Source organism: Rhodanobacter sp. B05 (genome assembly GCF_002001085.1).
Lineage (GTDB): Bacteria > Pseudomonadota > Gammaproteobacteria > Xanthomonadales > Rhodanobacteraceae > Rhodanobacter.
The window spans coordinates 60,767-83,078 of record NZ_MUNU01000003.1 but is presented as its reverse complement, the minus strand read 5'-3'; the positions used below and the strand labels follow the sequence as shown (position 1 = coordinate 83,078).

Genomic DNA, 22,312 nt, shown 5'->3' with positions numbered 1-22,312 from the left:
ACCGGAGATGGATTCCAGCGGGCGCGCGCTCAACGCAGCGGCAGGTAGCTCAACGGATCGACCGGATTGCCATCCTTGCGGATCTGGAATTCCAGCTCGTCGCGGGTCGCTCCGGTGGAACCCATCTCGGCGATCTGCTGCCCGGCTGTCACCCGTTGCCCTTCCTTGACCAGACGCTTGCGATTGTGGCCATAGGCCGACAGAAAACTGTCGTTGTGCTTGATGATCACCAACTCGCCATAGCCCACCAGGCCATTGCCGCTGTACACCACCACGCCGTCGGCGGCTGCGCGCACCGGATCGCCGGAGTGGCCGGCGATCTCGATCCCGGGTATCGCATCGCTGCTGTTGAACCGGCTGATCAGGGTGCCGTCGACCGGCCAGCGCCAGCTCACCCCGCCCGCGACCCGCGCGGTGCCAGCAGCTACCGGTTTGGAAGCGGGTACGGCAGGCGGCGACAGGACCGGAGCGACGCCTGCCACAGGCGCCGGCTCCTCGGAGGCTGACTTCGCCGGATGCAGCGGCGGTGCAGAAATGGTGGGCAGGCCGGGAGGTGCCTGCGTCGACGACGCAGGCGCTGCTGACGAGGCGGCCCGGGAGTTGTCCACGGGCTCGAATACCGGCGCCGCCGACGCGGCGGAATGAGGGGGCGTGACCGGCTTGCTGGCCGTCGCAACCGGGCTCGCGGGTGACAGGGTCAGGTGCCGGCCCGGCCAGATCGTATAGGGCGCGGCGATGCCGTTCCACTGCGCGAGGTCGCGAAAATCCACGCCCTTGCGAAAGGCGATCGAGTAAAGCGTGTCGCCCTTCACCACGACATAGCTGCCACCCGGAATCGGCGTGCGCGCCAGCGTGGCCGACGGCGCGGGGCTGCGCGCCGCAGCAGCAGTTGCCGTCGGCTCGACCACCACCGAGCTGCGCATGGTGCCGCAGGCGGCAAGCCAGGCCGACGCGAGGAGCAGGGGCAACCAGCGAAAGGTTCGATCCATGCGCACCAGCATAACGAGGCGAGCAGGCTTTTTCATGCGTGCAACGTTCCCGGCCGTATCATCAACGCGACCACAGCCACCACGCCAGCAAAAGCCCCAGCACCGCCAGCGCGAGCCAGCCGATCCATTCGATATGCCGATGCAGCATGCGCTCGGCGCGCTCGCCGAACAGCCGGATCAGCAAGGCCAGCAGCCACACCCGCTTGCCGCGGCCGATGGCGATGCATGCCATGAACGGCAGGATCGGCACGCCCACGATGCCGGCGGCCCAGGTCACGAATTTCATCGGGATCACCGGCTGCAGCGCCGCCAGCACCAGGGCACCGAGCATGGCCAGCCAATGCTGGTTCATGTCGGTACGCAGGTTCTCCACCCACGTCGTGACGATCTCCTGCATGTGCACGCTGAACAGGGGTTTCACCGCCTCGTAGGCCCAGTGCCCCAGCGCGTAGCCGACCAGGGCTCCCAGCAGGGAAAAAAGCAGCGAGATATTGGCGTAGAAAAACGCCCGGTGCCGCTTGCCCAGCATCATCGGCGCCAGCATCACCTCCGGCATGACCGGGAAGATGAACGCCTCGACAAAGCTCAGTGCGCACAGGTAGTACACCGCGCGGGGCGCGCGGGCCCAGACCAGTGCACGCGCATAAAGTGTCCCGAACAGGCGCATCAACCGATACCGCCGAGCAGCGGCACGAAGCTGACCGGTCCCAGCTCTTCCAGGGCGAAATCACCCTGGCCGTCACCGCGCATGCGGATCAGGTTCTGCCGGCTGGGCGAGCCCACGGGCGCCACCAGCACGCCGGCAGGATCGAGCTGATCGAGGATCCGGCTGGGAATCGTATCGCCGGCCGCGGTGAGGATGATCGCGTCGAACGGCGCCTCATCCGGCCAGCCCAGCTTGCCGTCGTCATAACGCGAGCGCAGGTTGGTCAGGCCAAGCTGGCGGAATCGGCGGCGCGCCTGGCGCAGCAGGGCCTCGATCCGCTCGACCGTGAACACTTCGGCGGCCAGCGCGGCGAGCACCGCGGCCTGGTAACCGGAACCGGTGCCGATTTCCAGCACCTTACGCGGCATGTCCCGGCGCCCCTCGAAATGCTCCAGCATGGCCTCGGTCATGCGCGCCACCACCCAGGGTTGCGAGATGGTCTGGCCATGGCCGATCGGCAGCGCGTCGTTTTCGTAGGCGCGCGAATGCAGCGCCTGATCGATGAAGTGATGGCGCGGCAGGTTGCGGATGACCTCGATCACGCGCGGGTCGCGAATGCCCGCTCCCTGCAGCACCGCCGCCAGCCGGTCACGCGCGCGCTGCGAGGTCATGCCCTCGCCCTTGAGTTCTGCCGGCGGCAACGGATACGTGTGCACGGGTCAGGCCGCCTCGTTCTTGCCGGTTCGACCCAAGGCCATGCCGTCGCTCAGCGCCTGCATCCAGCTGCTGACCTTGTCCAGCGCCTGGAACCGGGTCAGGTCGACATGGATCGGCGTGACCGAGATGAAGCCTCGCCTCACCGCGTTGAAATCGGTACCGGGTCCGGCGTCATCCACTTCGCCGGCCGGGCCGATCCACCAGATCGGCCGGCCGCGCGGGTCGGTCTGCGCGATGCACGGCGCGGAACGATGCCGCCGCCCCAACCGGGTGACCTCGAAGCCTTCGATCCCGGACCACGGCCGATCCGGCACATTGACGTTGAGAATGGTGTCGGCAGGCAGCGGATCGACCAGCAGGCGCTGCATCAGCAGCAACACCGCCTGGGCCGCCGAGTCGTAGTGCACGCCCTTGTGATCCTCGCTGACCAGCGACACGGCGATCGCCGGCAAACCCAGAAAACGCCCCTCCATGGCTGCCGAGACCGTACCGGAATAGATCACGTCGTCGCCCAGGTTGGCCGAGTTGTTGATGCCCGAAACCACCATGTCCGGCTCATCGTCGAGCAGCCCGGCCAGCGCCAGATGCACGCAATCGGTCGGCGTGCCGGCCACGCGGTAGTAGCCGTTGCCCATCGGCAGCACCCGCAGTGGCGCGTCAAGCGTGAGCGAATTGCTGGCTCCGGAGCGATCGCGATCCGGCGCCACCACGGTAACTTCGCCCACGGCGCGCAGGCGCTCGGCCAGGACGCGGATGCCCGGCGCATCCACGCCATCGTCGTTGCTGACCAGAACTCGCATGATGCTCCGTAGAAGACTGACTGCGTGCGCCACCGACACGTCCGTGGCTACTGCATGATGGAAGCAAGTCTACCGTAGCGTGCCCGCCGTTTCACTTGGGTTCACCCCACGGAACGGTCGCATCCGGCCGGCACGTCTGGTTAGGATGGCTCCATGAAGCCGCGTCACCCTGCCCAGATCACCGACGACGACCGCCGCCTGTTCCGCGAGGCAATCGGCGACGTGCAACGTTTCAACCCGGTCGCGCCCGCACCGGCCCCGGGCAAGCCCGCGCCGCATCCGCACATGCTCGAAGCGGACGAAGCGGCCGTGCCGGGCGAACTGCTGGACTTCGTGTTCGATCCGGCCAGCCTGGAAATGGGCGAGGAACTCGCCTACCTGCACGACGGCTACCCGGCGAAACTGCTGCGCCAGCTCAAGCGAGGCCAGTTCAGCGTGCAGGACGACCTCGACCTGCACCAGATGAATGCCGCTGCCGCACAGGCCAGCATCATCGCGTTCCTGGCCGAAGCCCGCCAGTCGGGCATCCGCTGCGTACGCATCATCCATGGCAAGGGCTTGCGCTCGAAAGCCGCCGGGCCGGTACTGAAGGCGCTCACCGATCGCCTGCTGCGCAGACGCGACGATGTCATCGCCTTCGCCTCGGCGCGGCCCGCGCTCGGCGGTACCGGGGCGGTGGTGGTTTTGCTGAAGGGTGAGAAGTGAGTGGAGAGGAGTGAGAAGTGAGATAGAGCATTGGTATCGCTGAGCCCTGCCTTTCTCTCACTTCTCACTCCTCTCCACTCACTCCTGCCCTCGAGCCAGCTCGCGCACCACCACCGTCGCATAAGCCCCCGCCGGCAACTCGAAGCTCAGCTCCAGCGCGTTGTCCGCCAGCCAGCGCCAGCGCAGGTGGCCCGGCAGCAGGCGCAGCGGGCGGCGTTCCTGATCCATCCGTGCGGCAGCCAGGCCGGCAACCAAGTCGCCATGAGCCGCACCGATCTCGCGCTCGAGCATGCCCGCGTCGCCCTGCGTCGGCGGCTCGCCCTGCCCCCACAACGGTCCTGAAGGGTGGATATCGCCGTGCGCCAATCGCTCGGCCAATGCATCGCTGAGGGGTTCGGGGCCGAACCACGAACGCGATCCCGCAAGCGACCAGACCTCGCCCTCCAGCGGTGTGTCCCAGCAGGCCCGCTCGACCCGCGCGGCCAGCACCTGGTTGAATATCTGCGAACGCGCCGCCGACAGCAGCATGGAGCGCTTGTCGCGATCGACTCGACGTCCGGCGAACATCGCGCGCGCCTGCGCCACATTGGCGCCCTCGCGACCAAACCGCTGTTCGCCGAAATAGTTCGGCACGCCGCGCGTGGCGATCTGCTGCAACACGTTCTCCGCCTCTGCAAGATCACCCTTGACCTCGCGCAGCACCAGCACGAAGCGGTTGCCGCGCAGGGCGCCCCGCTTGAGCTTGCGTGAATGGCGCGTGGCGGCAAGCACAGTCACCTCGGTGTGCGGAAAGGTGGACCAGTCCGGATCGGGCCGGCCGGCCAATTGCACCGAAAAAGTCTGGCGGGTCACCGCGTGGCGATCCTTCAAGCCGGCATAGCCGACGGCGACCGGTGGCACGCTGGCGAATTTCGCCAGTTCCCGCGCCACCCAGTCGGTGTTGGCGCCGCGCTTTTCCACCCACAGCAGCAGGTGTTCGCCGGCGCCGTCGGGGTCATAGCCGAGAATCTCCTCGACCTGGAAGTCCTCGGGGCTGGCGCGCAATCGCGCCGTCAATGGCGGTTCGCCGCAGGCGCGGGGAAGCTCGGACATGGAAATCCCTTTGCGAAGGAATGGAACACGCGAACATCGTAGCAACTGGCCGCGCTGCCTTCGGGCAGCGCGGCAGGCACACGCTACAACAGGAAGATCGTGGCAAGGCCCAGGAAGATGAAGAAACCGCCACTGTCGGTCATCGCGGTGATCAGCACGCTGGAGCCGAGTGCGGGATCGCGACCGAAACGGGTCATGATCATCGGAATGCCGACGCCGGCGAACGCCGCCAGCAGCAGGTTCAGTGTCATCGCGGCCGTCATCACCAGGCCCAGCGAGGCGCTGTCGTACAACAGCCACGCCACCACGCCGATCACGCCACCCCACACCAGCCCGTTCAGCAACGACACGGTCAGCTCCTTGCGCCACAGCCGTTTCGCACTGTCGGCGCTGATCTGGTTCAGGGCCAGCGCACGCACGATCATGGTGATGGTCTGGTTGCCGGAATTGCCGCCGATGCCGGCCACGATCGGCATCAGCGCAGCCAGCGCCACCAGCCGCTCGATCGAGCCTTCGAACAGGCTGATTACGCGCGAGGCGATGAAAGCCGTCATCAGGTTGATGGCCAGCCACATCCAGCGGTTTCGCAAGCTTGCCCACACCGAGGCGAAAATGTCCTCCTCCTCGCGCAGGCCAACGCGCCCAAGTGCCTCGCTCTCGCTCTCTTCACGGATCACGTCGACCATCGCATCGATGGTGATGCGGCCGATCAGATGGCCGCGGTCGTCGACCACCGGCGCGGTCACCAGGTCGTAACGCTCGAACGCCTGCGCCACTTCGTAGGCATCGTCGGTGGGATGGAAGGTGTTGACGTCCGGCGCCATCACCGCGCTCACCATCTTGTCGGGCGAGTTCACCAGCAACCGGTGCAGCGGCAGCACGCCGGTGAGCAGGTTGTCCTGGTTGATCACGAACAGCTTGTCGGTCTGCTCCGGCAGTTCGTCCCAGCGACGCAGGTAGCGCAGCACCACTTCCAGGCTCACGTCCTCGCGGATCGTGACCATCTCGAAATCCATCAGCGCGCCGAGCTGGTCGTCCTCGTAGGACAGCGCGGACTGCACCTGTTCGCGTTGCTGCGAGCCCAGGCTCGCCATCAGTTCGGGCAACACCGCGGTCGGCAAGTCCTCGACCAGGTCGGCCAGCTCGTCGGCGTCAAGTGGCTCGACCGCAGCGAGGATCTCGTGCCGGTCCATGTCTGCGATCAGCGAATCGCGCACCGCGTCGGAGACCTCAAGCAGGATCTCGCCGTCATGATCGGCTCCGACCAGCTGCCAGAGGGCGAGGCGGTCGTCCAGCGGCAGGGATTCCAGGATGAAGGCGATATCGGCGGGATGCAGTTCGTCGAGTTGCTCGCGCAATACCGCCTGCGCCGATGCCGTCAAGCCCTCGTCATCGTGCCGACGCAGCAGTTCGGCGACAGCCTCGACCTGGTCGTGCAGACGATGCGTGGGGCGTCGGGCCTCGGCCTCGTTCACACGCGATCCAGAAGCACGCAGGCCTGTGCGGCAATGCCTTCCGCACGACCGCAGAAACCCAGCTGCTCGGTCGTGGTGGCCTTCACGCTGATCCGGTCGATCTCGCAGCCCAGGTCAGCGGCGAGGTTTTCCCGCATCGCCTGCGCGTGCGGGCCGATCTTCGGTGCCTCGGCGATCACCGTGATGTCCGCATTGCCCAGCACGTAACCGTGCTGCGCCATCAGCGACGCCGCATGGCGCAGGAACTGGCGGCTGTCGGCACCGCGCCAGCGCGGATCGGTGGGCGGAAAATGTCTACCGATGTCGCCCAGCGCCAGCGCGCCGAAGATCGCATCGCACAGGGCGTGGATCACCACGTCGCCGTCGGAATGCGCAACCACGCCCCGCCCATGCAGCACGCGCACGCCGCCGATGACGACATGGTCGCCCTCGCCGAAGGCATGTACATCAAACCCGGTTCCGATGCGCATCATGCCGTTCTCCCGAGCAGGAACTCGGCCAGCGCAAAATCCGCCGCCGTGGTCACCTTGATATTGTCCTCGGCGCCTTCGACCAGCAAGGGTGCGAAGCCGGCCTGCTCCATCGCCATCGCCTCGTCGCTGACCTTCATGCCAAGCCGTGCCACCTCGCGCAGCGCCGTCGACAACGGGCCACGCCGAAACATCTGCGGCGTGAACGCGCGCCAGCGGCGCTCGCGCGGCTCGGTGCATTCGACCCGATCCGCGGCATCGGCGTGCTTGAGCGTATCCCTTAGCGGCGCCCCGAGCAGGCCGCCATCCGTCGCCGCGGCAAGCTCGATCAGCTTGCCGATATCGGCCAGCCGCACGCACGGGCGCGCCGCATCGTGCACCAGCACGAAATCATCCACGCCCACCTCGGCGGGCAAGGCATCGAGCCCGGCCAGCACCGAATCGCTGCGCTCGACGCCGCCGACCGCCGTGCGGACCGGCTTGCCCTGCAGCGTCTCCACGCCGGACCAGTGCGGGTCGCCGGCGGCCAGCGTCACCAGCAGGCCGGCGATTTGCGGGTGCGCGGCGAGGCGCGCCAGGGTGTGCTCGATCAACGGTCTTCCGGCAAGCAACTGGTACTGCTTCGGGCGGTCCCCACCGACCCGCGTGCCGCGCCCCGCAGCCGGCACCACGCACCACAGGGCCCGTGTGGTCATGGCGATCCGGTGGTCGCTGCGGGCGCCGGAGCACTGGCCGGCCGGGCCGGTGGCTCGACCACCTGGTAAAAAACTTCACCGGGCTTGATCAGCCCCAGTTCGGTGCGCGCACGCGCCTCGACGGCCTGGTCGCCATGCTTGAGATCATGCACATCGGCAGCCAGCGCCTGGTTGCGTTTCAGCAGCGTGGCGTTCTCCTGCGATTGCCTCTTCACCGCCTGGCGCAAGCTGTCCACTTCACGCATGCTGCCGCTGCCCGACCACAGCTTCAGCTGCAGCCCGATCAGCAGCAGGAGCAGAAGCAGGGCGATCCAGCGCAGCATGGGCGACCGCTCAGCCCGGCAGACGGGTCAGGTTGGGAAACGCGTCGCGTCCGGCATAGCGCGCAACCGAACCCAGCGCCTCCTCGATGCGCAGCAACTGGTTGTACTTCGCCACGCGGTCGCTGCGGCACAACGAGCCGGTCTTGATCTGGGTTGCCGTGGTGGCCACCGCGATGTCGGCGATGGTCGTGTCCTCGGTCTCACCGGAACGATGCGAGATCACCGCGGAATACTTCGCCGCGTCGGCCATCGCGATCGCTTCCAGCGTCTCCGACAGCGTGCCGATCTGGTTCACCTTGATCAGGATCGAGTTGGCGATCTTCTTCTCGATGCCCTCGCGGAAGATCGCCGGATTGGTCACGAACAGGTCGTCACCGACCACCTGGATGCGATCGCCGATCGTGTCGGTGAGCAGCTTCCAGCCGTCCCAGTCGCCTTCGGCCATGCCATCCTCGATGGTCACGATCGGGTACTGCTTCGCCCAACTGGCGAGCAGGTCGACGAACTCGGCCGAGCTGTACTGCTTGCCTTCGCCGGCCAGGTCGTACTTGCCGTTCTTGTAGAACTCCGAGCTGGCCGCGTCGAGACCGAGCAGGATTTCGCCGCCGATCTTGTAACCGGTCTTGTTGATTGCTTCGAGGATCGTATCGAGCGCTTCGATGTTGGAGCGCAGGTTCGGTGCGAAACCGCCTTCGTCACCCACCGACGTGCTCAGGCCACGGCCCTTCAGCACGCTCTTCAGCGCATGGAAGATCTCGGCACCTGCGCGCAAGGCTTCAGCAAACGTGGGCATGCCCACCGGCAACACCATGAATTCCTGCACGTCGATATTGTTGTCGGCATGCTCGCCACCATTGATGATGTTCATCATCGGGACCGGCAACGCGCCGGGCTTGCCGTTAGACAGGTAGTTCCACAGCGGAACACCGCGCGAGGCGGCCACCGCATGTGCCGCCGCCATCGAAACACCGAGCAGCGCGTTCGCGCCCAGCTTGCTCTTGTTCGGCGTGCCGTCCAGCGCGATCAGCTTGGCGTCCAGACCTTTCTGATCGGCCGCATCGAAACCCTTCAAGGCTTCGGCGATTGCACCGTTGACGTTCGCCACCGCGTTCTTCACGCCCTTGCCGCCGTAGCGCGACTTGTCGCCGTCGCGCAGTTCCATTGCCTCGCGCGAGCCTGTGGATGCGCCGCTCGGCACCGCGGCGCGGCCAAAGCCGCCGCCGGCCAGGGTGACTTCGGCTTCCAGCGTGGGATTGCCACGCGAGTCGAGGATTTCACGGGCGTGGATGCGGGTGATCGATGTGGTCATGGTCGTCCGTCAGTGAAGTTTGTCGTAGGAGCCCGCTTGCGGGCGATGCTCCTGGTTGGGATGGCGGGAAAAAGCATCGCCCGCGAGCGGGGCTCCTACAACGGCAGATCCTGTTCGAGGAAACCGTGCCGCTTGGTCACGGCGTCCAGCTCCATCAGGGTTTCCAGCAGCGCTTCCATCTTGCCCAGCGGCCATGCATTCGGGCCGTCGGATAGTGCCTTGCTCGGATCCGGATGCGTCTCGGCGAACAGGCCGGCCACGCCGACCGCCACCGCGGCGCGTGCCAGCACCGGCACGAACTCGCGCTGGCCACCGGACGTAGCGCCCTGGCCGCCCGGCAATTGCACCGAATGGGTGGCGTCAAACACCACCGGGCAGTTCGTATCGCGCATCACGCTGAGCGAGCGCATGTCCGACACCAGGTTGTTGTAGCCGAAGCTGGCGCCACGCTCGCATACCATGATGGCGTCGTTGCCGACGGCCCTGGCCTTGGCGACGACGTGCTTCATGTCCCACGGCGCCAGGAACTGGCCCTTCTTGATGTTCACCGGCTTGCCGGCGCGCGCCACTTTCTGGATGAAGTCGGTCTGCCGGCACAGGAAGGCCGGCGTCTGCAGCACGTCGACCACCGACGCCACTTCGTCCATCGGCGTGTACTCATGCACATCGGTGAGCACCGGCACGCCGATCTGGCGCTTCACTTCGCCCAGGATGCGCAGGCCTTCCTCCAGCCCCGGTCCGCGGAAGCTTTCGCCCGAAGAACGGTTCGCCTTGTCGAAACTCGACTTGAAGATGAAGTTCACCCCGAGCCGCCCGGTGATCTCCTTCAGCGTGCCGGCGGTATCGAGCTGCAGCTGCTCGGATTCCACCACGCAGGGGCCGGCGATCAGGAACAGCGGCTGGTTCAGCCCCACTTCGAAATTGCAGAGTTTCATCGCTGCAGCCCTCGTGGCTGCAGCGATGTCGCCGGCCCGTCATCCCGGCCATGGATTGGCCGGGACCCAGACACAGGGAGGTGAAAAACCTTCATGCGATCGACTCCTGCGCCAGCTTGTGACTGTCGCGCACGGCCTTGTACTCCCGTGCGGAGCGCACGAAGCCGATGAACAGCGGATGGCCATCGCGCGGGGTGGAGGTGAATTCCGGATGCGCCTGGCAACCCAGGAACCAGGGATGCTGCTGTTGCGGCAGTTCGACGATTTCCACCAGCAGGTCGTCCATCGATTTGCCCGAGACCACCAGGCCCAGATCCTCGAAGGATTGCCGGTAACGGTTGTTGAACTCGTAGCGGTGTCGATGCCGTTCGCGTACCACATCCTGGCCGTACAACTCGCGCGCCAGGGTACCGGCCTTCAGGCGGCATTCCTGCGCACCCAGGCGCATGGTGCCGCCGAGGTCGGAGCGGTCGTTGCGCTGCTCGACCTCGCCGCTCGCCGTGGTCCATTCGGTGATCAGGCCGATCACCGGATTGGGGGTGTTGCGGTCGTTCTCACTGGAATCGGCGTCGGCCAGACCGGCGACATGTCGTGCGAAGTCCACCACCGCGGCGTGCATGCCGTAGCAGATGCCGAAGTACGGCACGCCGTGCTCACGCGCGAACTTCGCGGCCATCACCTTTCCCTCGAAACCGCGCTTGCCGAAACCGCCAGGCACCAGGATTGCATCGGCGTTGCCCAGCACCTTGGCGGCACCTTCGGCCTCGACCTGCTCGGAGTCGACCCAGTCCAGGTTCACCCGCGTCTGCTGCTTGATGCCACCGTGGCGCAGTGCCTCGCCGAGCGACTTGTAGGCGTCCTTGTGCTCGACATACTTGCCGACGATGGCCACCGTGATTTCGTCTTTCGGATGCTCGACCGCATCGACGGTGCGCTGCCATTCGGACAGGTCTGCCGGCTTCGCATCGAGCCCCAGCTTCTTCACCACGATCTCGTCCAGACCCTGCTGGTGCAACCACAGCGGCTGCTTGTAGATCACGTCGACATCGGCCGCGCTGATCACCGCGTTCTCCGGCACGTTGGTGAACAACGCGATCTTGCGCCGCTCACCCTCGGGCAGCGGCTGTTCGCAGCGGCACAGCAGGATGTCCGGCTGGATGCCGATCGAGCGCAACTCCTTCACCGAATGCTGGGTCGGCTTGGTCTTGATCTCGCCGGCAGCCTTGATGTACGGCACCAGGGTGAGGTGCATGAACACCACCTTCTCCGGGCCGTGCTCGATGCGCAGCTGACGGATCGCCTCCAGGAACGGCAGCGATTCGATGTCGCCCACGGTGCCACCGATCTCGACCAGCGCCACGTCGAAACCACGAGTCGCCTCGTGAATGCAGTGCTTGATCTCGTCGGTGATGTGCGGAATCACCTGCACGGTAGCGCCCAGGTAGTCGCCACGGCGTTCCTTGCGGATCACCGCCTCGTAGATCTTGCCAGTGGTGATCGAGTTCTTGCCGGCCAGGCGGGTGCGCACGAAGCGCTCGTAGTGACCGAGATCGAGGTCGGTTTCGGCACCGTCGTCGGTGACGTATACCTCGCCGTGCTGGAACGGACTCATCGTGCCCGGATCCACATTGATGTAGGGATCGAGCTTCATCATGGTGACCGAAAGGCCGCGCGCTTCGAGGATGGAAGCGAGCGACGCCGCAGCAATGCCCTTGCCAAGCGAGGACACCACACCGCCGGTGACGAAAATCAGGGGGGTCATGGAAAGCAGCCGTGCTGGAAATAGTCATTTTAGCGGCAGAACCGCCGCGCCGCGAGGTGGCGGGCGAAAATTTCTCCGGCGCGTTCATTTCCAGCGCCTCGTCACGCGTGAAACCATCGCGACCGGCCTGCTAGCATGCGCGGATGAACAACCCCGTCCCCGCCCGTCTCGCCGCCCTGCGCGCGGCCATGCTGGAATATGGTGTCGCCGCCGTGCTGGTTCCCAGCGCCGACCCCCACCTGTCCGAATATCTCCCGGCGCACTGGTCGGCACGCGAATGGCTGTCCGGCTTCACCGGCTCGGCCGGCACCCTGATCGTCGGCCGCGAGCAAGCCGGGCTGTGGACCGACTCGCGCTATTTCGCCCAGGCCGAGCAGCAACTGGCCGGCGGCGGCATCAACCTGATGAAGCTGCGCGTGCCGCACACCCCCGAGCATCTGGAATGGCTGCAGCAGCATCTGGGCGAAGGCGAGGTGCTGGCCGTGGCCGGTGACAGCGTGGCCATGAGCGCCTGCAAGGACATGCAACGCCGGCTGACCGATGTCGGCGCCAGCGTGCGGACGGACCTGGATCTCCCCGGCGTGGTCTGGGCGGATCGCCCGGCCCTGCCGCTGGCGCCGGTGTTCGCTCATGATCCGGCTTATGCCACCACGCCGCGCGCCGACAAGCTCAAGCGCGTTCGCCAGGCGATGCGCAAGCTCGGCGCCAGCCATCACCTGCTGTCCAGCCTGGACGACATCGCCTGGCTGACCAACCTGCGCGGCAGCGATGTCGAGTGCAACCCGATCTTCCTCGCCCACCTGCTGCTGCAACCGGACGATCGCGCCACCCTGTTCGTCCAGCGCAGCAAGCTCGACGATGCCCTGGTCGCCGCGCTGGCCGCCGACGGCATCGGCATCGCCGATTACGCATCGACCACCTCGACGCTCGCCGAACTGGGCGGATCGGACAGCCTGTTGCTGGATGAAAACCGCATCGTCTGCGCGATCTCCGCGGCCGTCGCGCCTGGCGTGAAGCGAATCCAGGCGGCCAACCCGAGCACGGCGTTCAAGGCGGTCAAGACCAGCACCGAGCTGGACCACATCCGCGAGGTGATGCGCCGCGACGGCACCGCCCTGGTGCGCGGCTTCCGCCGACTGGAACAGCGCCTTGCGGCCGGCATGACGGTCACCGAACTGGATGTCGACAGCCTGCTGCATGAAGAGCGCTCGGCCCAGCCCGGCTGGATCGGCGAAAGTTTCGCCACGATCGCCGGCTACCAGGCCAACGGCGCGCTGCCGCACTACCGCGCCACGCCCGAATCGCACAGCACGCTGCACCCGAAGGGTCTGTTGCTGATCGACTCAGGCGGCCAGTACCTGGGCGGCACCACCGACATCACCCGCGTATTGGCGCTGGGCGAGACCACGCCGGAACAACGCCGCGACGCCACCCTGGTACTGAAAGGAATGATCGCCCTGTCGCGCGCGCGCTTTCCGAAAGGCGCCAGCGGCCCGCAACTGGATGCGCTGGCGCGTGCGCCGCTGTGGGCCGCAGGCATGGATTACGGCCACGGCACGGGTCATGGCGTCGGCTACTTTCTCAATGTGCACGAAGGCCCGCACAGCATCCGTCCGCCGCTGGCCGGCGGCGCGCTGGTGGCGCTGGAGCCGGGCATGATCAGCTCGATCGAGCCGGGCCTGTACAAGCCCGGCCGACATGGCATCCGCCACGAGAACCTGGCGGTGGTGGTCGAGGCGGAGCAGTCCGAATTCGGCGAATACCGCGCGTTCGAGACGCTGACGATGTGCCCATTCGATCGCCGTGCGCTGGAGCCGGGCCTGCTCAATCCGGAGGAGCGCGCCTGGCTGGACGATTACCATGCGATCGTTCGCGCGGCGCTCAGTCCGTTGCTCGACGGCGCCGACCTTGAGTGGCTTACCCGCCACTGCGCGCCACTCTGAACCACCAGTCGGCGCGGACACTCAGCCGCGCTTGGGCGGCACCAGCCTGAGCCTGGCCGGAGTACCGGGCTGGTTCGGGCTCAGCAGCGCCTGGATTTCATCCGGTTTCAACGGGTAGGAATAGAGGTAGCCCTGCCCTTCGGCGCAACCCGCACGCAACAGGAAATCGTGCTGTGCCTCGGTTTCGATGCCTTCGGCAATGGCGATCAGGCCGAGGCTCCTGGACATCGCCAGCATCGCTTCGGTGATGGCCGCGTCGTTCGCGTCGCCAGGCAGGCCCGTGACGAAGGAACGGTCGATCTTCAGATAGGCCACCGCGGGCAGCTTGAGGTAGGCCATCGACGAGTAGCCGGTGCCGAAATCGTCGATCGCCACGTCGATACCCAGCGTGTGCAGGGTTTGCATGGTGCGCTGGGTATCGTCGCCCAGCCGCAGCATCGCGCTTTCGGTGATCTCCAGCAGCAGTCGACGGGCGGACAGGTGACGCGATTGCAGGGTCCGCTTGACCCCTTCGACGAAGGATGGATGGCCGAACCAGCGCGCCGAGATGTTGACCGCCACCCGGATCGGCGGTACCCCGGCCAGGTCCCAGGCCTGGATCTGGGCACAGGTCGCCTGCAGCACCCACTCGTCGATGCGCCGGATCAGGCCGAGGCCTTCAGCCACCGGAATGAACTCCGCCGGCAGCACCTCGCCGCGTTCCGGATGCCGCCAGCGCACCAGCGCCTCGGCCGCCACGATCCGTCCGGTGTGCAGTTCGATGCTGGGCTGGAACACCAGATAAAACTCGTTGCGGCTCAGTGCCTGGCGCAGTTCGGTGGCCAGTTGCAGCCGGCGCCGGTTGTCGGCGTGCATCATCGGCGTATAGAAGCGGAACGCATTGCGTTCCTCGGTCTTCGCCGCATACATGGCGGCATCGGCATTGGCGATCAGCGTCGCGGCATCACTGCCGTCGAGCGGATAGCCGGCCACGCCGATGCTGGCGGTGAGCACGATCTCGTAGTCGTCCAGCAGCACGGGCTCGGAAAGCGTCGAGAGCAGGCGGTTCACGATTGCCCTGGCATCCTCGCGCAAGCTCAGCCGCGGCAACAGCACGGTGAACTCGTCGCCACCGATGCGGCCGGCGACGTCTCCATCGGACAGCTGCTTGCGGACGCGCTCGCCGACCTTGACCAGCAGGCGGTCGCCGATCGCATGGCTGTAGCTGTCATTGACGATCTTGAAGGCGTCGAGGTCGATGAACAGCACCACCACGGCCAGCCGCTCGCGTTCGGCCAGCGCGATCGCGTCGCTGCAATGGCGCTCGAATTCCGCCCGGTTGACCAGACCCGTCAACGCATCATGCCGGGCCAGGTGTTCCAGCCGGCGCTGGTTGGCCTGGGCTTCGTGGATATCCGTGCAGACCGCGACGTAGTAGACCACCTGGTTGTCCGCATTGCGGATCGCACTGATGCTGAGGTGCTCCGGGTAGTAGCTGCCATCGAAGCGCGTGCTGTGCACCTCGCCGCTCCAGTTGCGACCGGCCGCCACGCCGTCCCAGATGGCCTGCGGCAGCGGCTTGCCGTCGGCCAGACGGCGCGTGTCGTCCAGGCGTCGACCCAACAGCGCGTGGCTGGTGAAGCCGGTAAGTTCGGTATGCGCGGCATTGGTGGAGATCACCCGTCGCCGGGCGTCGGCGATGATCACGCCCTCGGCGATGCTGGCGAGCGCCTCTGCCGCGACCCGGCGTTCCTGCTCCATTGCCACGCGCTCGGAGATATCGCGGATGATCGCCTGGCATACCGGCACGTCACCCCAACGGGCAATGCTGGTCTGCGTCTCCACCGGTCGGGTGCTGCCGTCAGCGGCAAGCAGGACATTGGTGGCGGCACGCCCGGTCTGCTGGCCCACCATGGACTGCATGAACAGGTGCACGTAGCGATCGCCGATCAGCTCCTTGGCGCTGCGGCCGGTCCACGCTGCGGCGATGCGGTTGACATCCAGGATGCGCCCGCTGGTCTCATCGACCATCACGATCGCGTCGCCGGCGCTGTCGAACAACAGGCGATAGCGCTCCTCGCTGCCACGGATGCTGGCCAGGATGCGCCGGGCCATGCCCAGCCAGAGCACGGCAGCAAGGCATGCAGCCCCCAGCACACAAAAGAACAACACCTGTCCCAACCAGGAAGCCCCATGGGCGATCTCCAGCGAAAACCGGTTCGCCTGCGGTTCGATCGACTGATTGAGCTGGTGGATACGCTCCTGCTGGTGGCTGGCCATTGCGGGAGAAATGGTCCCGGTCGCATACGCCTGGCGCAATTCACTGGCGATCGCGGCCAATTGATCGATCTCTCCGTCGGTCGACCGCCAGGCCTGCAGGGCCTCCCTGAGATGAGGCATACCCGAAAAATTCCGCAGAAACAGAATCATGCCCGGCTGCGCCGACGGCATCACACTGCCCCGCACGAATGCCTCGTTCACCAGGTCCGGATCAAACTGACCCGACGCAATCGCGTCGCGCGCGCGGCGATCGGAATCGAGAATGGAATAGTTGCTGAGGAACAGATCGAGATCGGCTGCCTTGCCGCTGATCGCATAGGAGTCAAGCGCAATCACCGACTGCTTCTGCGCCTTCGACCAGACGCTCTCGCTGTTCAGAAAACCAGCGAGAGTGGTCTGGGCCCTCAAGGCCACCCATGTCAGCAGCACGACCATGCCGACAACGAGCACCAACCCGTAGCCCAGCGGCATCAAACGCCGCGACAGGGGCTGCTGCAAAAAGTGCTGCTGATGGCGCATGGACCGCAGCTTATCTTATGTCACGAGCGGGCTGTCGATGGCATGGCCCATCGGCAGAGCCGCCAGTTCAGGCCACCGCCTTGGTCGTATTGAAATACCGATGTGCCTGCATGCACAAATCGCCCACCATGTGCATGCTGGTGTAGCTGCGACGTACGCACTCTCCCAGATGGGCCACTTCAACTGCCTTGGGCGCGGCTCCGACGATGGTGCAGACGATCTCCAACGCCTCCCACGGGTGAATATCGTCATACGCCGCATGCAGTTGCAGCCAGCGCAGGCTGCCCGTGCGGACATTCGGCGGAAAGCTCTCCGCATAGATCTGGCTTTCATAGATCGGCTGCGACCACTCGCCAGTAACGCCCTCGATTGCATAATTGGTGGCCAGCATGCCCGCCGCCAGCGTTCCATGGGCGCTGATGTCCTCGCACCAATCGGCCAGGACCTGGGAGCCAAATGCCGGCCGCTCGTTCAATACCGTATCGCGAGCCACCCCTGCGCCCGCCGCCCAGCTCAGCCAGTATTCGGCATGATTCTGTTCGACGCGGATATTTCGCACCAGCCAGCGGCGTGCCAGGTCGTCGCCCGGGCTGCGACCGTAACGGGTCTTCAGCAGATTCAGCGCCATGTAGGAGGGAAATCTTTCGATGAAGGGCCAGACCGCCACCATGAAATTCGACGTTGCCACGGGATCAAGCGTCGTATCGGCCATCCGCGCCCAAAGTTCATGGTCGAGCACCTTCTGCTTGGTGCTGGCGCAATCGGCCACCATGTCCTGCGCCCATTGCGGATAGCTGCTCAGTTCGGTCAACGGGCCGGTGCGTTCAAAACGGGTGTTCATCTGCAATCTCCTGTACAGGTGGGTGTTGCGGTGGTTTGCTGCTGCCTGACCGCGCGATGGGTTGCTGCCGGTCGTGGTTGGGCGCCGTCAGGCGACGCCGGGAAACATGGTGCACCAACATGTGTGCCTGCCGGCACCATAACCGACCTGGGCGGCCATCGGCAGGTGCCGGGTGCCTGCCACGCGGGGTTGCCGTCGTGGCGGGGTGCATGGGAGCAAGCGTGCCGCGGCGCCAGGCGCCTGTCTGGATACCATGTCGCAGTCCGCGGTCCCAGTCACCGATGGGTGACCGGGTTTGGACGTCCGGACGCGATGTCGCCCTCCGCGGATCACCCAACGCAGGGAACCATGCTGGTGGCCTGGTCGCCCGCAAACGGTCAGACCGGCTCTTGCGACAGGGCATCACTTCTCCGGTGGACGATGCCGTCTGCGACCTGCCCCGCACGCTCCGACATGCCGTGGATTCAGGCGCCCGGCGTGGCCGGCAGCGGGACCATGGTCGCCGCGGTGACGCTGCTGCCGGCCTTGCCGAACACCGAATGGGTTTCCTCGGTACGACGCGACAACACCACCAGGCGCGTGCCGACGACGGCCAGCCGGTAGTCGGTGGTCGTGCCGAGCTCGATGCTGATCAGCAGTTTTCGCCCCTTTACATCCATCACGTTGCGCACTGCCACCGGCACGCCATCCGCCCCTGTCCAGACCATGATCTGGCCGGTGTAGTGCTTGATCGTCATCTGCTTGCTGGCCGAGGCTGGCAACGGCACGTCGAATACCAGCAGGTGCGTGGGCTTGCCGTCACGCACTTCGTCGCGCTGGCCGGCCAGGGTGACTCCATCGAGCTGGCGGCGCAGCACCGGCGCGTAGTCGACCATCGGCTGCACGTTCACCGGGCTGAGCTTGCCAAGCAGGTCCTCGATCGGCGTGGGTGCGTCCTTGTTCTTCGCGTTGGCCGCCGCTTCGCGCGACGCGCGTTGCAACAGCGCCGGTGAAAAGCCGATGCGCAGGCCGTCGCCGCCACTGGCCACGCTGATTTCCAACTGCGCCTGCGAGGTCTTGCCGTCTTCGTCTCTCACGGTGCTGCTGACCTTCACGGTCGCCGTCAGTGGCTGCGTCGCCTGCAAGCGGTCCAACCTGGCACGCAAGTCGGCAACCGCGTCGGCCCTCGCCAGGGCAGGCAGCGCAAGGGCGGCAAGCAGCATGACGGGAATCAGGCGAGACGACATGGATCGTTCCTTCGAAGGAGTGAGAGGCAGTATCGCTTGATCGCGTCGAAGCCGCGATCGCCGATCCGCCGTCTTCAAAGGGCGCCGCGGCAACCGCGCAAGCTCACCCCGCGCGCTTGTGCGGCACGCCGCGCACGGTCGGCTCGAGCATGACGCCGACCCGGCTGAATGGCGCATCCCGGTACAGGCCCAGCACGCAATGTTCGGCGCGCAGCGCGAAATCGGCGTAATAGACGACGCCGGCATACGGCACGAAGCTCAGGTCCGGCGAACACGAGTACATCCGCTGGTAACCGGTGGCCACCAGTACCTTGAACAGCATCAGGCGATGGCCGACGGGCACCTGCAATTCGCCATGGCTGTTCTTCAGGTCGTAGCAGTGCTGGCCGTCGCACATGCTCAACGGCATCGACTGGCTGGCCATGCTTGGCGACAGCCTGATCGTGGCCAGCGGCTGGTTCGGCCCAGGCTGATACATCGGCAGGCCGACACAACCGCCGAGCATGGCCAGCGCCAGGCCAGCGCCGAGGCGACGGGTGATGCGTCCGCGGCGGCTCACGAGTGGGCTCCCTGCGGATGGATATAGGAGGCGTAGCGCTGCTCCACCTCGGTCGCCGACAGGTCGCCCGCTGAATAGTTCTGGTCGAACAGGACGAACACCCAGTCGCCCATCGCGCCGGCCACGCGGCCCACGGTGAGATCCATCGCGGGCCGGTCACGGATCGCATCCGGCAAGGATTCGTACATGCGGAAATACGGCTTGTGCCGCTGCAGCGCCAGCTCTGCACAGCGATACATCAGGTAGGCATGGGTGGTGTCGCGGTCGATATAGCCGTTGCCGCCAAAACCCACCTTGAGCAGTTCGCCCGGGCCGGGCTGATCCCAGTAGCCGCCGGTGTAACCGCGGATCACGCCCTGGTCGGAGTGATAGCCGGTGGCGCAGCCACCGAGCAGCAACAACAGCGCCAACCCCGACGGCCACCTGCAGCTACTCATCGCGTTTCCCCTCGCGTGCCGCAGATCCGTTGCACATCGCAGCACCGCACAAACGCGCGGCGCCTTCAGGTCGGAAGACTTGCAGCTGGATTCACCCTGACAAAATCATGCCGAAGTCCGTCAAGGCTGGCAAGGGAGCGAACGGCGGGAAACCTGCGTACCCTGCCGAGCTGGTTCACGCCAAAGCATCGTCCGCCGCCACGAAGCCGCCGGTCTGCCGTTTCCACAGCCGTGCATACAGACCGTCCTGCGCGATCAGCTCGGCGTGCGTGCCGGTCTCAACGATCGCGCCCTTGTCCAGCACCACCAGCCGATCCATCCGCGCGATGGTGGACAGCCGATGCGCGATGGCGATGACGGTCTTGCCCTGCATCAGCAGGTCGAGACTGTCCTGGATCGCCGCCTCCGCTTCGGAATCCAGCGCCGAGGTGGCCTCGTCGAGCACCAGGATCGGCGCGTCCTTCAGCAGCACGCGCGCGATCGCGATGCGCTGGCGCTGGCCACCGGAGAGCTTCACGCCGCGCTCGCCGACCAGCGCGTCGTAGCCGCTGCGCCCCTCGCCATCGATCAGTTGCGGGATGAACTCGTCGGCGCGGGCCTTGCGCACCGCCTCGGCAATTTGCGCCTCGCTGGCATCGGGACGTCCATACAGGATGTTGTCGCGGATCGAGCGGTGCAGCAGCGAGGTGTCCTGGGTGACCACGCCGATTTGCGAGCGCAGGCTTTCCTGGGTCACGCCGGCGATGTCCTGGCCGTCGACCAGGATGCGTCCATCCTCGAGGTCGTACAGCCGCAGCAGCACGTTGACCAGGGTCGACTTGCCGGCGCCGGATGGACCCACCACGCCGATCTTCTCGCCCGCGCGCACGTCCAGGTTCAGCCCCGCGATCACGCCGCCCTGCTTGCCGTAGTGGAAGTGGACATGATCAAAGCGCAGCGCGCCGTTGACTACCTCCAGCGGCATCGCGCCTTCGTGATCCTGTACCGCGCGCGGCTGCGAGATCGTGGTCATGCCGTCCTGCACCGTGCCCACGTTCTCGAAGATGCCGTTGACCACCCACATGATCCAGCCGGACATGTTGTTGATGCGGATCACCAGCCCGGTCGACAGCGCGATCGCACCCACCGTCACGCGGCCCTCGCTCCACAGCCAGATCGCCAGCGCCGACGTGCCGGTGATCAGGAAGCCGTTGAGGGTGGTGATGCTGACGTCCATCAGGGTGGTGATGCGGGTCATCAAGCGCAGCTTGTCGGTCTGCTCGGCCATCGCATCGGCCACGTAGGCTTCCTCGCGGCGCGTATGCGCGAACAGCTTCAGGGTGAGCACGTTGCTGTAGCCGTCGACGATGCGCCCCATCAGCTTCGACTTCGCCTCCGACGCCTTCCACGAGCGTTGCTTGACGCGCGGGATGAAGAACGCGAGCAGGCCGACGTAGGCGAACACCCAGACCACCAGCGGCACGGCGAGCCACGCATCGGCCTGCGCGAACAGCGCGATTGCGCTGCCGGTGTAGATGATCACGTACCACAGCGCATCCACCATCTGCACCGCCGATTCGCGCAGCGCGCCACCGGTCTGCATGATCCGGTTGGCGATGCGCCCGGCATAATCGTTCTGGAAGAAGCCGAGGCTCTGACGGATCACGTAGCGATGGTTCTGCCAGCGGATGCGATTGTTCAGGCTGGGCAGGATCGTCTGGTTCATCAGCAGGTCGTGCAGGCCGCCCAGCACCGGCCGCGCCACCAGCGCGACCACCGCCATCCACACCAGCGTGCGGCCATGCTGGCGGAACAGATCCGCCGGCGTGCCGCGCGCCATGTCCACGATGCGGCCGATGAAGCCGAACAGCGACACCTCCACCACCGCCACGCCGAAGCCGACCACGATCGCCGCGGCGAACACCGGCCATACCTGGCGCAGATAGAACATGTAGAAACGCGCCACCGATTGCGGCGGCATGCCATCGACCGGATCCTTGAACGTGTCGATGAGGGATTCGAACCAACGGAAGATCATGGGCGGGCCAGCTTGATGGATGCCGCATTGTGCTTGATACGCGATGCGGCCGGTGTGACGATGTGGCGTCGCGTCCGTCTGGATTCCAGCATGTCCGAGCCGAGTTTCGAAGGCACCTGCACCTGCGGCGAAATCCGTTACCGGATGACCGACGCGCCGCTGTTCGTGCACTGCTGCCACTGCACCTGGTGCCAGCGCGAGTCCGGCGCCGCCTTCGCACTGAACGCGATGATCGAAAGCGCTCGGCTGGAACTGCTGCAAGGCGAACCGGTACTCGTCGAGACGCCTTCGAACAGCGGCGAGGGACAGCTGATCGTGCGCTGCCCACGCTGCCACGTGGCACTGTGGAGCCACTACGCCGGCGCCGGCAAGGCGGTGGCATTCGTCCGCGTGGGTACGCTGCGGGAACCGTATCGCTTGCCGCCGGACATCCATATCTTCACCTCCACCAGGCAGCCGTGGATCGTGCTGTCGCCGGATATCCCCGCGGTGGCGGAGTATTACGATCGCGACGCGTACTGGCCCGCCACCAGCCTGGCGCGGCGCGAAGCGCTGCTGGCGTCGACTCGGCAGCAGGGCTGAGGCGGACCAAT

At 66.0% G+C, this 22,312-nt stretch carries 21 protein-coding genes; 3 read left to right on the top strand and 18 right to left on the bottom strand.

From position 1 onward, the window contains the following. Positions 1–29: 29 nt before the first annotated feature. Genes B0E47_RS00460 through surE form a run of 4 tightly spaced genes read right to left on the bottom strand, consistent with a single transcriptional unit; the run spans position 30 to position 3,152 of the window. Entirely contained in the window at positions 30–1,001 is a 972-nt protein-coding gene (locus tag B0E47_RS00460; protein ID WP_077511387.1) for a peptidoglycan DD-metalloendopeptidase family protein, read from the bottom strand. Between the two features lie 49 nt (positions 1,002–1,050). After that, complete coding sequence (locus B0E47_RS00455; protein ID WP_077511385.1) at positions 1,051–1,656, bottom strand: VTT domain-containing protein; 606 nt, start codon at positions 1,654–1,656, stop codon at positions 1,051–1,053. Further along, on the bottom strand, positions 1,656–2,351 hold the full coding sequence (locus tag B0E47_RS00450; RefSeq protein ID WP_077511383.1) for a protein-L-isoaspartate(D-aspartate) O-methyltransferase: 696 nt from the start codon (positions 2,349–2,351) through the stop codon (positions 1,656–1,658). Before B0E47_RS00450 ends, B0E47_RS00455 begins: the two co-directional genes overlap by 1 nt. Positions 2,352–2,354: 3 nt before the next feature. Continuing rightward, complete coding sequence (gene surE / locus B0E47_RS00445; protein WP_077511381.1) at positions 2,355–3,152, bottom strand: 5'/3'-nucleotidase SurE; 798 nt, start codon at positions 3,150–3,152, stop codon at positions 2,355–2,357. A gap of 153 nt (positions 3,153–3,305) precedes the next feature. Between surE and B0E47_RS00440 the strand changes: the two genes are divergently transcribed. Next, positions 3,306–3,857, top strand: a complete 552-nt coding sequence (locus B0E47_RS00440) for a Smr/MutS family protein (RefSeq protein ID WP_077511379.1) — start codon at positions 3,306–3,308, stop codon at positions 3,855–3,857. Between the two features lie 78 nt (positions 3,858–3,935). Here B0E47_RS00440 and truD read toward each other — a convergent pair whose 3' ends face one another. The 8 genes from truD to B0E47_RS00400 all read right to left on the bottom strand — a co-directional run bounded on the left by truD (position 3,936) and on the right by B0E47_RS00400 (position 11,918). Further along, entirely contained in the window at positions 3,936–4,949 is a 1,014-nt protein-coding gene (truD, locus tag B0E47_RS00435) for a tRNA pseudouridine(13) synthase TruD (protein ID WP_077511377.1), read from the bottom strand. Positions 4,950–5,032: 83 nt separating this feature from the next. After that, positions 5,033–6,424, bottom strand: a complete 1,392-nt coding sequence (gene mgtE / locus B0E47_RS00430) for a magnesium transporter (protein ID WP_077511375.1) — start codon at positions 6,422–6,424, stop codon at positions 5,033–5,035. Then, positions 6,421–6,894, bottom strand: coding sequence for a 2-C-methyl-D-erythritol 2,4-cyclodiphosphate synthase (gene ispF / locus B0E47_RS00425; RefSeq protein ID WP_077511479.1), 474 nt, complete (start codon positions 6,892–6,894; stop codon positions 6,421–6,423). Before ispF ends, mgtE begins: the two co-directional genes overlap by 4 nt. Then, a complete protein-coding gene (ispD, locus tag B0E47_RS00420; protein ID WP_077511373.1) occupies positions 6,894–7,589 on the bottom strand; it encodes a 2-C-methyl-D-erythritol 4-phosphate cytidylyltransferase in 696 nt (231 codons plus the stop codon). Before ispD ends, ispF begins: the two co-directional genes overlap by 1 nt. Further along, positions 7,586–7,912 (bottom strand): cell division protein FtsB, encoded by a 327-nt coding sequence (gene ftsB, locus B0E47_RS00415; protein WP_077511371.1) that lies wholly within the window; start codon positions 7,910–7,912, stop codon positions 7,586–7,588. The genes ispD and ftsB overlap by 4 nt, the downstream gene beginning before the upstream one ends. Positions 7,913–7,922: 10 nt before the next feature. After that, positions 7,923–9,221, bottom strand: a complete 1,299-nt coding sequence (eno, locus tag B0E47_RS00410; RefSeq protein WP_077511369.1) for a phosphopyruvate hydratase — start codon at positions 9,219–9,221, stop codon at positions 7,923–7,925. Between the two features lie 95 nt (positions 9,222–9,316). Further along, entirely contained in the window at positions 9,317–10,156 is an 840-nt protein-coding gene (gene kdsA / locus B0E47_RS00405; RefSeq protein ID WP_077511367.1) for a 3-deoxy-8-phosphooctulonate synthase, read from the bottom strand. Positions 10,157–10,247: 91 nt separating this feature from the next. Further along, on the bottom strand, positions 10,248–11,918 hold the full coding sequence (locus tag B0E47_RS00400; RefSeq protein WP_077511365.1) for a CTP synthase: 1,671 nt from the start codon (positions 11,916–11,918) through the stop codon (positions 10,248–10,250). A gap of 143 nt (positions 11,919–12,061) precedes the next feature. Here B0E47_RS00400 and B0E47_RS00395 point away from each other — a divergent pair, with 143 nt between their 5' ends. Continuing rightward, positions 12,062–13,861: an aminopeptidase P family protein gene (locus tag B0E47_RS00395; RefSeq protein ID WP_077511363.1), complete on the top strand. Its 1,800-nt coding sequence runs from the start codon at positions 12,062–12,064 to the stop codon at positions 13,859–13,861. Positions 13,862–13,882: 21 nt separating this feature from the next. Here the strand turns inward: B0E47_RS00395 and B0E47_RS00390 are convergent, their stop codons facing one another. The 6 genes from B0E47_RS00390 to B0E47_RS00365 form a co-directional block, all read right to left on the bottom strand. Next, positions 13,883–16,639: an EAL domain-containing protein gene (locus tag B0E47_RS00390; protein WP_077511361.1), complete on the bottom strand. Its 2,757-nt coding sequence runs from the start codon at positions 16,637–16,639 to the stop codon at positions 13,883–13,885. Between the two features lie 67 nt (positions 16,640–16,706). Beyond that, entirely contained in the window at positions 16,707–17,480 is a 774-nt protein-coding gene (locus B0E47_RS00385; protein WP_077511359.1) for an iron-containing redox enzyme family protein, read from the bottom strand. 464 nt (positions 17,481–17,944) lie between these two features. Further along, on the bottom strand, positions 17,945–18,706 hold the full coding sequence (locus B0E47_RS00380) for a hypothetical protein (RefSeq protein WP_139351286.1): 762 nt from the start codon (positions 18,704–18,706) through the stop codon (positions 17,945–17,947). A 103-nt stretch (positions 18,707–18,809) separates the two neighbouring features. Next, positions 18,810–19,265 carry a hypothetical protein gene (locus B0E47_RS00375; protein ID WP_077511355.1) on the bottom strand — a complete coding sequence of 152 codons (456 nt, stop codon included), beginning with the start codon at positions 19,263–19,265 and terminating at the stop codon, positions 18,810–18,812. Then, a complete protein-coding gene (locus B0E47_RS00370; protein WP_139351285.1) occupies positions 19,262–19,702 on the bottom strand; it encodes a hypothetical protein in 441 nt (146 codons plus the stop codon). The genes B0E47_RS00375 and B0E47_RS00370 overlap by 4 nt, the downstream gene beginning before the upstream one ends. Before the next feature lie 175 nt (positions 19,703–19,877). Beyond that, positions 19,878–21,716 (bottom strand): ABC transporter ATP-binding protein, encoded by a 1,839-nt coding sequence (locus B0E47_RS00365; RefSeq protein WP_168170985.1) that lies wholly within the window; start codon positions 21,714–21,716, stop codon positions 19,878–19,880. A gap of 93 nt (positions 21,717–21,809) precedes the next feature. Here B0E47_RS00365 and B0E47_RS00360 point away from each other — a divergent pair, with 93 nt between their 5' ends. Then, the gene (locus B0E47_RS00360; RefSeq protein WP_077511477.1) at positions 21,810–22,301 is read left to right on the top strand and encodes a GFA family protein; all 492 of its coding nucleotides are present in this window, start codon (positions 21,810–21,812) and stop codon (positions 22,299–22,301) included. The last annotated feature ends 11 nt before the right edge of the window (positions 22,302–22,312 follow it).

Bases quoted from the DNA above. Each gene is read 5' to 3' on its own strand.
- B0E47_RS00460 (WP_077511387.1), bottom strand. From the start codon at position 1,001: ATGCTGGTGCGCATGGATCGAACCTTTCGCTGGTTGCCCCTGCTCCTC.
- B0E47_RS00455 (WP_077511385.1), bottom strand. From the start codon at position 1,656: ATGCGCCTGTTCGGGACACTTTATGCGCGTGCACTGGTCTGGGCCCGC.
- surE (WP_077511381.1), bottom strand. From the start codon at position 3,152: ATGCGAGTTCTGGTCAGCAACGACGATGGCGTGGATGCGCCGGGCATC.
- B0E47_RS00440 (WP_077511379.1), top strand. From the start codon at position 3,306: ATGAAGCCGCGTCACCCTGCCCAGATCACCGACGACGACCGCCGCCTG.
- truD (WP_077511377.1), bottom strand. From the start codon at position 4,949: ATGTCCGAGCTTCCCCGCGCCTGCGGCGAACCGCCATTGACGGCGCGA.
- ispF (WP_077511479.1), bottom strand. From the start codon at position 6,894: ATGCGCATCGGAACCGGGTTTGATGTACATGCCTTCGGCGAGGGCGAC.
- ispD (WP_077511373.1), bottom strand. From the start codon at position 7,589: ATGACCACACGGGCCCTGTGGTGCGTGGTGCCGGCTGCGGGGCGCGGC.
- ftsB (WP_077511371.1), bottom strand. From the start codon at position 7,912: ATGCTGCGCTGGATCGCCCTGCTTCTGCTCCTGCTGCTGATCGGGCTG.
- eno (WP_077511369.1), bottom strand. From the start codon at position 9,221: ATGACCACATCGATCACCCGCATCCACGCCCGTGAAATCCTCGACTCG.
- kdsA (WP_077511367.1), bottom strand. From the start codon at position 10,156: ATGAAACTCTGCAATTTCGAAGTGGGGCTGAACCAGCCGCTGTTCCTG.
- B0E47_RS00400 (WP_077511365.1), bottom strand. From the start codon at position 11,918: ATGACCCCCCTGATTTTCGTCACCGGCGGTGTGGTGTCCTCGCTTGGC.
- B0E47_RS00395 (WP_077511363.1), top strand. From the start codon at position 12,062: ATGAACAACCCCGTCCCCGCCCGTCTCGCCGCCCTGCGCGCGGCCATG.
- B0E47_RS00390 (WP_077511361.1), bottom strand. From the start codon at position 16,639: ATGCGCCATCAGCAGCACTTTTTGCAGCAGCCCCTGTCGCGGCGTTTG.
- B0E47_RS00385 (WP_077511359.1), bottom strand. From the start codon at position 17,480: ATGAACACCCGTTTTGAACGCACCGGCCCGTTGACCGAACTGAGCAGC.
- B0E47_RS00380 (WP_139351286.1), bottom strand. From the start codon at position 18,706: ATGTCGTCTCGCCTGATTCCCGTCATGCTGCTTGCCGCCCTTGCGCTG.
- B0E47_RS00370 (WP_139351285.1), bottom strand. From the start codon at position 19,702: ATGAGTAGCTGCAGGTGGCCGTCGGGGTTGGCGCTGTTGTTGCTGCTC.
- B0E47_RS00360 (WP_077511477.1), top strand. From the start codon at position 21,810: ATGTCCGAGCCGAGTTTCGAAGGCACCTGCACCTGCGGCGAAATCCGT.